The sequence below is a fragment of the Paenibacillus sp. D51F genome, assembly GCF_053345695.1.
In genome coordinates this window covers 379,878-388,788 of record NZ_JBKFAO010000004.1, presented here as the reverse complement: position 1 = coordinate 388,788, position 8,911 = coordinate 379,878, and the positions used below count along the sequence as shown (strand labels likewise).

Genomic DNA, 8,911 nt, shown 5'->3' with positions numbered 1-8,911 from the left:
GCCGGCGGCGGCGAGCACGCCGCCGGCATCGCCGTAGGCGCCCAGCCGCGGCAGCAGCGCGGCCAGGGCGCCTGCCGCCGCGCGGCCCGCCTCGATGCGGGCGGCCGCTGCGGCGAGTGCTTCGGCGGCGCGGGCGGAATTGTCCGCCCCGCCTTCGACAAGCTGGGCTGCGGCTGCTTCCAGCGCAGCCGCAGCCTGATGCACGAGCAGCAAATTCTGCTTCACGGCGGGAGATACCGCCTGAAGCGCCTCGCTGCCGTGCTGCAGGAACGTTCCGGCTCCGTCTGCGAAGCGGGAGCCTTCCCGGGTCAGCTTCTCGGCGAACGGGAGCGCTCTCTGCGCCTCCGCCGTGAGCTGCGCGGTTTTGCCCAGATCCTTCCGGGCGACCGCTGCGATCCGGTTCACCTCGGGCAGCTCCTTTTCCAGCCGGTAGACGAGTAACTCCGCATGCTCGATCGCCGGCCGTTCCCGTTCGAGCTCGGTGCCGAGCTCGTTGAACAGGCGGAAGATCGTGCCGTTCACCGTTTCGGAGAATTGCTCGGTGAAGTTCTTGATGATCGTATTCGTTCCGGAAGAGGTAATCTTTGGAGCGATCGCATTGATCTTTTCATTGACGGTGTACGTAATCTCCGCCCGAAGCGGCTTGGGCGAGAGGATGCTGGCCATCCGCTCGGAGAAGTTCGCCGGTATGAGGATGCTGGCATAGTAAGTGCCGTCCCGAACGCCGTCCAGCGCTTTCTTCCCGCCGACAAAATGCCAGCCGATCGAAGGATTGGCGCGCAGCGCCTTGACGATTTCGTCGCCGGCCCGGAGCATGCCGCCGGCTGCTCCTCCCGCTGCAGCGCCCAGCGCCGGACTGAACCGGTATCCGGCATCCTCGTTGACGACGGCGAACGGAATCTCGGAAGTGCGGCCGTACGGGTCCCACGAGGCGAGAATATTGAACCAGGCGTACAAGGAAGGGAGCAGGGCGAGGCCTCCCAGGATGACGCAGGCGGTCCAGTTCCGTCCGATACGCCGCCAATCCTCTGCGGCAATGCTGAATATCGTTTTGATGAGATCCGCCCTCCCAGATGCTGCGGCAGCAGCTTGTCTGCCTAGTATCCCGGGAGAGCGGGAGGATCATTCGGAGAGGACGGGCAGGCTGATGCGGACGACAGTTCCTTGGCCGACGCGGCTGCGGATGACGAATATGCCTATGTGATTGCTGACGATGCGCTGGCTGACCATGAGCCCGAGTCCGTTGCCGCCTTCCTTGCTGGTGAAGAACGGCTCGCCCAGGCGAAGCAGGTCTTCCTCGGAAATGCCGCTTCCCTGGTCCTCGACCGTGACGACGGCAAATCCGGCATCATCCCGATGCAAGCCGATCTTCAGCACGCCGCCCGTCTCCGCCATGGACTCGATGCCGTTTTTGATGACGTTGACGAATACCTGCTTCATCTGGTTCGGCTCGCATAGGATCGGGGCGATGCCGCTATCCAGATCGAGCTCGATGGCAACTCCGGACAGATTGGCTTCCGGCTCCAGGAGGAGCGCCATATCCTCCAGCATCGGGGCGATGCGCTGCCTATGGTAATGATTGGCCTGGGGCTTGGACAGCACAAGAAACTCGCTCACGATGAAGTTGATCCGGTCAAGCTCCGAGAGCATGATCGACAGGAAGTAAGGACTCAGCTCCTTGCCCTCCATCTGCATTTGCACGAAGCCTCGCAGCGTCGTCAGCGGATTGCGGATCTCGTGGGCGACACCGGCTGCCAGCTGTCCGACGACGGAGAGCTTCTCCGTCCGCCGCAGCAGCTCTTCGGTATGCTTGCGGTTCGTCACGTTGCGGGAAATGCAGGATACCGCGACGATCGACCCGTCATGATCTCGAATCGGCGAGGCCGTCGTGCTCACGTCGATGCGGGCTCCGAATTTGGTCTCGAGCGTGGTCTCCGCGTCGATATAGGCGACCCCGTTCAGCACGCTGTTGATCATTTGGCGGATTTCCTCCTCGTTTCCGGGCAGGAAAGAGGCTGGCGAGTCCGGATCCATGAGTTCTTGCTCCGACCACCCGAGCATCGCCTCGAAGGCGCGGTTCGCGCTCATGAGCCGCCCGTCGAGGCCGTACGTATGGATGGCATCCTTCGTATGGCTGACGAGCGATTCCAGATGCTCCTTCGTGTGGCGGAGCTCTTCCGCCGACTCCTTCAGACGGCTCGTATAAGCGCTCATATTGGACGCCATGAGGTTGACGCTTTGTGCCAGCTCGCCGATCTCGTCGTTGCTGCTGAGGCGGATCGGCTTGTTGAAGTCTCCCTTGGCCACCGCGTTCACCCTGTGGATGACGAGCTTCAGCTTCCGCAAGGCGACTCCGGAGATCAGGTAGCTGGCCGATATGGCGACGATCAGCAGCGTGAGCGATATGGCGAGCAGCAGGAAGAACTGCTTGTTCAGCGACTCGCCGTACAAGGAGGTGTCCAGGGAAACGATGACGACGTAGCTGCGGATCGAGTCGACGTTGAAGGGGATGTATCCTCGCAGCAGCTTTTTGCCGAGCAGCTCGGTCTTGTTGTACACCGGCTGGCCTGTCCGGCTGGCCTTCTCCATCAAGGAATAGTCGTTCTCCCTATCGACGTAACGGTAGGCTCCGAATTCCATGGCGTTGTCCGGAAATCCTTGCCGCAGCTCGGAAGGCTCGCCGCTGTCCGAACGGGGCACCAGATCCGCATTGATGCCTGTAATCTCGACCAGGCCCGGAGAATCACGGATCATATCGTCGATATTGCTGTGGTCCTGGATCGGAGTCAGCTTGTCGACCATCGGCTGCACGTTGTAGGAAACCCGCACGACGTAGTCGGAGGTCCCGTCGTAATAGAAGCTCAGCTTGGATTTGTAGCCGCTCTCGGAGTAGAACAGCGAATCGCACCAGTAATTCTGGAGGCTCGTTCCCCGTTCGGTGTATGCATATCCGTGGCTGATCAGATCGCTGACGACCTTGCCGTTGAGGCTTCCGGAGCCGATCGCCTTGCCTGTCAGGTCGGAATCGGATGAGGCCGCGATCGTAATCTTGCCGTCGTATCCGCGCTGGACGAGCGACAGGGAATCCAGGTTGAGCTTGCCCGCGCTCTCCAGCAGGCTGGCTTCGGCGACGTCGGCCAGCCGGGGCCCAAGCAGGCCGATCGCGGCAATGGATGCGACACGCATCCGCTCCGAGACGGTTGCATCGATGTAATAAGCCGTCCGCAGCGTCGGCGACATGGAAAAGCGGATCTGATCGGCGGCCGTACGGATCTGCTGCTCGACCGCTCTTTCCTGCTGCCCGGTCGAATACAGGGAGAAAACGAGCAGGTTCAATGCCAGGATCAGGACAACGACTGACGATATGAGAGCGGATAGCTTCAGTTTGATCGACATGTCCTGCTTTTTCTCTCCTCACATAGCCAAGATGACCTTCAGGACCGGGTGCTGACAGACGATAGGGGCCATCACGCTTTCTCTCGCGTACGTCCGGAGTCGATGCCGGACCAGAATAGATCCATCATCTGATCGGCCAGCTCGTCGATGGAGCCGTACATCCCTTGGGCCGCTTCCCGATTGCCGATCATCAGCAGGGCGGTATAGAGATGAGCCATCAAGAGAGGGTTGCCCTTCTTTACTTCTCCAGAATCCAGAGCTTTGCGGAAATGGACGGCAAGCAGCTGGTGGAGATGGTCCTCGGCTTCGCGGATCTCATTTTTCTGCTCCGCCGTCAGCCAGTGAGAGGCTTCCCGCATCAGCGTTTCGAATTCGGCATGCTGGCTTCGGGCCAGCCGGACCTGAGCGATGCGGAGCAGCCTCTCCCGCAAGGTTCCGCCGCTCTCCAGCAGCCTTTCTGTTCCAGCTTTGGCCTTGCGCAGCATATCGGTGACGGAGGCGGTGAACAGGACAGGCTTGCTCGTAAAATGATAATAGACCGACGCTTTGGTGACGCCGCATTGCTCGGCGATCTGGTTCAGCGATACGGCCTCGTAGCCTTGCTCCATGAACAGGACGGAAGCGGCCTGCAGCACGAGGTCCCGGACGGGAGTTCCGCGGTCTTCCGCCTTCGGCCGGCCCGGCGCGCGGCGCGTTCCTTCTTTATCGGAATCGGATTGGGGAAATTTTGACAAAAGAAGCTCTCCTTCTATGTGAAATCGGAATCCGTTGAAAATTAACCCTACGGTATATATAATGGAGACAGGATTTTCCGTTGGATATTAACTTGCCTGCCCGAGCAGGCGTTTCGCGTTGGACTAGCTTATTTTATCATGATTTCGTGCTCGGGGGTCATACCGGTGACGGAATGCGGAAACGAAAGGATGAGGGTTATGAACCGATGGATGGGAGCCATCGCCGGCCGGCGGAGCAAGTGGGTCACGCTGGCCGCATGGATCGTGATGGCCGCCCTGCTCAGCATGCTGCTTCCGGGAGTAAGGGCCGAGGTGGATGAGAACGCGCCTAACTTCGGCGAACAAGTCGCTTCCGTCCAAGCAGAGAAGGTGCTCAGCCGGGAGTTCGCATCGAATGACGGGACGCCGGCTCTGATTGTATGGCATCGGGATGGGGGACTCGGCGACGGGGATCTCGAGCTGATCCGGCAAGCATCAGCAGACGTGACGGCGCGGCCCGTTGCTCATCAGCAGGCCGCTGTGCCGCTCGACAAGCTGCCGGAGCCTGCCTTGAAAGCGCAGCTGTCGAAGGACGGCAGCACGCTCGTCTGGGCGGTGATGTTCAGGCCGGAGGCCGGCACGCCTGAGCTCAAGGAAGGCACGCAGGAGCTGCGGGAGCGGATCAACGCCCTGGCCGGAGGCGAAGATGTATTCGCGGCATCATACTCGGCTGCGGACTCCCCGGCGCCGAGCGCCAGGCTGACCGGGCCTGCAGGCATCGCGGTCGATGCGACCGCCTTGTTCAGCAGCGCCGATGTCTCTCTGCTGATCGCGACGGTGCTGCTGGTGCTCGTTTTCCTGCTGGTCATCTACCGTTCCCCCGTGCTGGCTCTCATCCCTCTGCTGGCTGTCGGCTTCGCCTACGGAGTGACGGGGCCGATCCTCGGGTATATGGCCTCGCAAGGTTGGATCGATGTCGACTCGCAAGCCGTCTCCATCATGACGGTGCTGCTGTTCGGCGCAGGGACGGACTACTGCCTGTTCCTGATCAGCTGTTACCGCCATCTGCTGACGGAGGAGAGCAAGGCGGCCGCGCTGCGCAGGGCCGTATCCGACTCGGGCGGGGCAATCGCGATGAGCGGCCTGACGGTCGTCATCGCGTTGCTGACGCTGCTGCTTGCCCGCTTCGGCGGCGTGCACCGGTTCGCCGTGCCGTTCAGCCTTTCGATTCTCGTCATGGCGCTGGCCAGCCTGACGCTTGTCCCCGCGCTGCTCGCGATTCTCGGCCGCGGCTCCTTCTGGCCGTTCGTGCCGCGTACGCCGGCGATGGCGGCGGAACGGGCAGCCCGCCGCGGCAAGCCCGCGCCCGCTCCGCGCAGCAGCCGGCGATCCGGCTTCACCGGCCGGCTCGTCGTCCGGCATCCGTGGAAAGTCGCTGCCGTCTCCTTGCTGCTGCTCGGTTCCCTGGCGGCCGTCAGCTCGCAGGTGAAGTTCACGTATGACATCCTTTCTTCCTTCCCGTCGGATATGGAGTCCAGGGAAGGCTTCCGTCTCATCGGAGAACAGTTCTCCGAAGGAAAGCTGGCTCCTGTGACCATCATCGCGGACACGGAGCGAGGGGACATGGACGGCTTCGCGAATGAACTCAAGAGCCAGCCTTACGTGGCTTCGGTGTCCCAGCCGCAGCAGGGAGCTGTCAATCCGAACATCCGGGCGTGGACGGTGGAGCTGAGCCTGAATCCTTATTCCCTCGAGGCGATGGACCGGATTCCGGAGATGCGGAGGCTGGCCGAAGGAGCGCTCGCCGGCGCAGGAGCCGCCGATCCGGCAGGCCATGTATGGATTGCCGGCCAAACTGCGGTCCAATATGATACCCGGGCGACGCAAGACTCGGATACGAAGCTGATCATCCCTGTCGTCATCGGCCTCATCGCGCTGCTGCTGCTCGTTTATCTGCGTTCGGCGATCGCGATGCTATATCTGATCGGAACCGTCATTCTCAGCTACTTCTCCGCCCTCGGGCTTGGGTGGCTCGTCCTCCAGGCGATTGGAATCGACGCCATTCAGGGCGCAATTCCGCTCTACGCCTTTGTGTTCCTGGTCGCGCTGGGCGAGGATTACAACATCTTCATGGTGTCGGGCATCTGGAAAAAGAGGCGGCATATGCCGCTCCGCCAAGCCATATCCGAGGGCGTAAATGAGAGTGGGCCGGTCATCACGTCAGCCGGCCTCATCCTGGCGGGTACGTTCGCCGTGCTCGCGACGCTGCCGATTCAGGTGCTGCTCCAGTTCGGCTTGATTACCGCGCTGGGCGTCCTGCTTGATACGTTCATCGTGCGTCCGTTCCTCGTTCCTGCACTGACGGCGCTATTGGGGCGCTGGGCCTTCTGGCCTTCGGGCTTGCACCGGATTGCTGCGGAGCAGGTTCCGGAAGCCGGAGCAGCCGAAGCGAAGCAGCAGGGTTAGCCGAAGGCCAGGCTCAAGTCATGGGAGCCAAGCTGCCGGAGCAGCGAAGGCGAGGCTAAGGCGGGGGAGCAAGGCTGCCGAAGCAAGGCTGCCGGAGCATCGAAGCTGGAAAAACGGGAGCCAAAGCGAGTCGACCGGAGCTTCCGAAGCGAGTCTGAAGGTCATAGGAGCCGAAGCTGGCAGAGGTAGACCTGGAGTGCTCTGGCATCCGACCGGCGGGGCCGGCCATGGCGGACATTGCCTTGAGCAGGGGAATTCCGCCGAGGGCAATCCATGTGACCTATGGCGTCGCTCTTTTTACCGGTTTTGTTCAGACAGACCCGCAGATGCATGCCGCAGACAATACAAAAGACCTCTTGCCAGCAAGTATCGGACATAGGATCCGTTATTTGCCTGCAAAGAGGTCTTTTGTTTATTTATCGGACATAGGATCCGCTATTTCGGCCGTTTACCGCCTTAGGGAGCGAATTTCGAGCAAATAACGGATCTGATGTCCGATAAATCCGAGAATCGGCGAATTTCGATCAAATAACGGATCTGATGTCCGATAGCAATGCTCGGCTGTTATTTTGTTTAGTCGGGGCTCTAAGCGCAGCCAGAGCTCGGCGCGGCCAGTATTGGTATTGAAGATCGAATTGTGAGCAGGAGCGAAAGCCAAATCGGATTAGTTGAAAGTTCTACGAGCACCCAGGTGGTTGGGCTTTCATCCAGCATCTAGGTAGTTGGACATTCTACGAGCTAGTTTGTTGGAATTCTATGTTCACCCAGTTGGTTGAGCGTTCTATGTGTACCCAGGTAGTTGGATGTTCTACGTATACCCAGTTAGTTGGACATCCGCCCGCATCATGGCGGAGAGAACCCCGTTGCTATCAGCCGGGTGTCGTATACCACCTGCGTCTCAGCTAGGATTTTGTTGTTGGGATAGAAATTGGAACCGCGGACAGAAAGGGAGGCAGAGAGAAGCCCGCCACGCCCGCGCTCACGACCGAACATGTCGAACTCGCGGCCATCTCTGCCGGTCAATCCATTTCATAGATGGAGCCGGACTTGCTGGCGAACAGCTCGGCGTACACCTTTTCGGCGTAAGCGTCCGTCATGCCCGATATATAATCGGCCACAAAGCGCGGCCAGCTCCATTTGCCCGAGTGGCGCTCATAGTTCTCGAGCCAGTCCGGGGGGGTGATCAGGCGGCCCATGTCGGGATGGACAAAGCTTTCCCATAACCGCTGGATCATGATTTCGCTGCGCAGCTGCAGCCGCTGGACGCGGAAGTCCTTGACGAGCGTTACCCAGGCGAGCTTCTTCAGGATCTCCATCGTGCGGAGCAGGTCAAGATCCTGCGAGCCGTCGCGGACGAAGGTGACGCGCTTCCAGCCTCCATCGTCGATGATGCCGATCCGGCCGGCGAAGGTGCTTACCCATCTGGCCTTGATCTCTCTGCGCGTGCGCGAGGACTCGCGGCCGGTGGACTGGTAGATTTCTTCCCATTGGGTCAGGAAATCGTCCAGCACCCGGCGAACCATGACGGGGATGTCCACTTCATCCCAGTGAAAGCCCCGATTCCCTTCGTCATGGGCGATTTCCTGAACGAGATGCTCATGGAGCCGGTCATTTTCGAAGAAGGTCCGGTTCATGCCGATTTTGCCTGCGCGGATGCCGTCCTCGATATCATGGGTGGAGTAGGCGATATCGTCGCACAGATCCATCAGCTGCGTCTCAAGCGTCGTCTCGCCTGTCGGCATGTCCCACTTGCGGCGCAGCTCGGAAATGATTTCCCATTCCGGGGCGTACACTCCCTTGAGGCGGCCGGGCTCATCGAGGCAGAAAGGGTATTTGTTGACGGCAAGCAGCACCGCGGCAGTCAGGTCGAGCCCGCTGCCGCTGCCGGCGCGTTTCTCCAGGAACATGAGAATGCGGAAGTTCTGGGCATTGCCTTCATATTTCATGCCGTACTGCTCCTGCAGCAGGCGGTTGAGCACTTCTTCTCCCCGATGGCCGAAAGGGGGGTGCCCCAGATCATGGGCCAGGGCCGCGCATTCCACGACAGCGGGACTGACGACGAGTCCGGGATGCTCTCCCCGTTCGACGAAGGGGTAATGCTTGGCCAGCCGGCGCGCGGCTTCGCGGGCAATCTGGGACACCTCCAGGGAATGGGTAAGGCGTGTCCGGTAGTAGTCCCCGGAGCCGGCGCCGAATACCTGCGATTTCCCTTGCAGACGGCGAAACGCCGGGGACTGGATGAGGCGGGCGTAGTCACGCTCGTATTCTTCCCTTTCTTCGCTGAAGGTGACCGGGGCCGGTTCGTCCAGCCTCATATGCCTGATATCCATGCTCAT

5 protein-coding genes are annotated in these 8,911 nt (G+C 60.7%); 1 reads left to right on the top strand and 4 read right to left on the bottom strand.

Features of this window, described 5'->3' with window-relative positions; all coding sequences use genetic code 11:
* The 3 genes from ACLBWT_RS10730 to ACLBWT_RS10720 all read right to left on the bottom strand — a co-directional run.
* Positions 1–1,014 (bottom strand): YhgE/Pip domain-containing protein (locus tag ACLBWT_RS10730; RefSeq protein ID WP_447663116.1); only part of this gene is annotated, 1,014 nt, incomplete at its 3' end.
* A 108-nt stretch (positions 1,015–1,122) separates the two neighbouring features.
* Positions 1,123–3,396 (bottom strand): ATP-binding protein, encoded by a 2,274-nt coding sequence (locus ACLBWT_RS10725; protein WP_447663086.1) that lies wholly within the window; start codon positions 3,394–3,396, stop codon positions 1,123–1,125.
* A 71-nt stretch (positions 3,397–3,467) separates the two neighbouring features.
* Positions 3,468–4,130: a TetR/AcrR family transcriptional regulator gene (locus ACLBWT_RS10720; RefSeq protein ID WP_447663085.1), complete on the bottom strand. Its 663-nt coding sequence runs from the start codon at positions 4,128–4,130 to the stop codon at positions 3,468–3,470.
* 189 nt (positions 4,131–4,319) lie between these two features.
* On the opposite strand from ACLBWT_RS10720, the gene ACLBWT_RS10715 reads away from it, so the two are divergent.
* A complete protein-coding gene (locus ACLBWT_RS10715; RefSeq protein ID WP_447663084.1) occupies positions 4,320–6,575 on the top strand; it encodes an MMPL family transporter in 2,256 nt (751 codons plus the stop codon).
* 1,019 nt (positions 6,576–7,594) lie between these two features.
* Here the strand turns inward: ACLBWT_RS10715 and ACLBWT_RS10710 are convergent.
* Positions 7,595–8,905, bottom strand: a complete 1,311-nt coding sequence (locus ACLBWT_RS10710; RefSeq protein ID WP_447663083.1) for a deoxyguanosinetriphosphate triphosphohydrolase family protein — start codon at positions 8,903–8,905, stop codon at positions 7,595–7,597.
* Positions 8,906–8,911 lie beyond the last annotated feature (6 nt).

Coding starts and splice junctions, on each gene's coding strand:
- ACLBWT_RS10715 (WP_447663084.1), top strand. CDS start 4,320: ATGAGGGTTATGAACCGATGGATGGGAGCCATCGCCGGCCGGCGGAGC.
- ACLBWT_RS10710 (WP_447663083.1), bottom strand. CDS start 8,905: ATGGATATCAGGCATATGAGGCTGGACGAACCGGCCCCGGTCACCTTC.
- ACLBWT_RS10725 (WP_447663086.1), bottom strand. CDS start 3,396: ATGTCGATCAAACTGAAGCTATCCGCTCTCATATCGTCAGTCGTTGTC.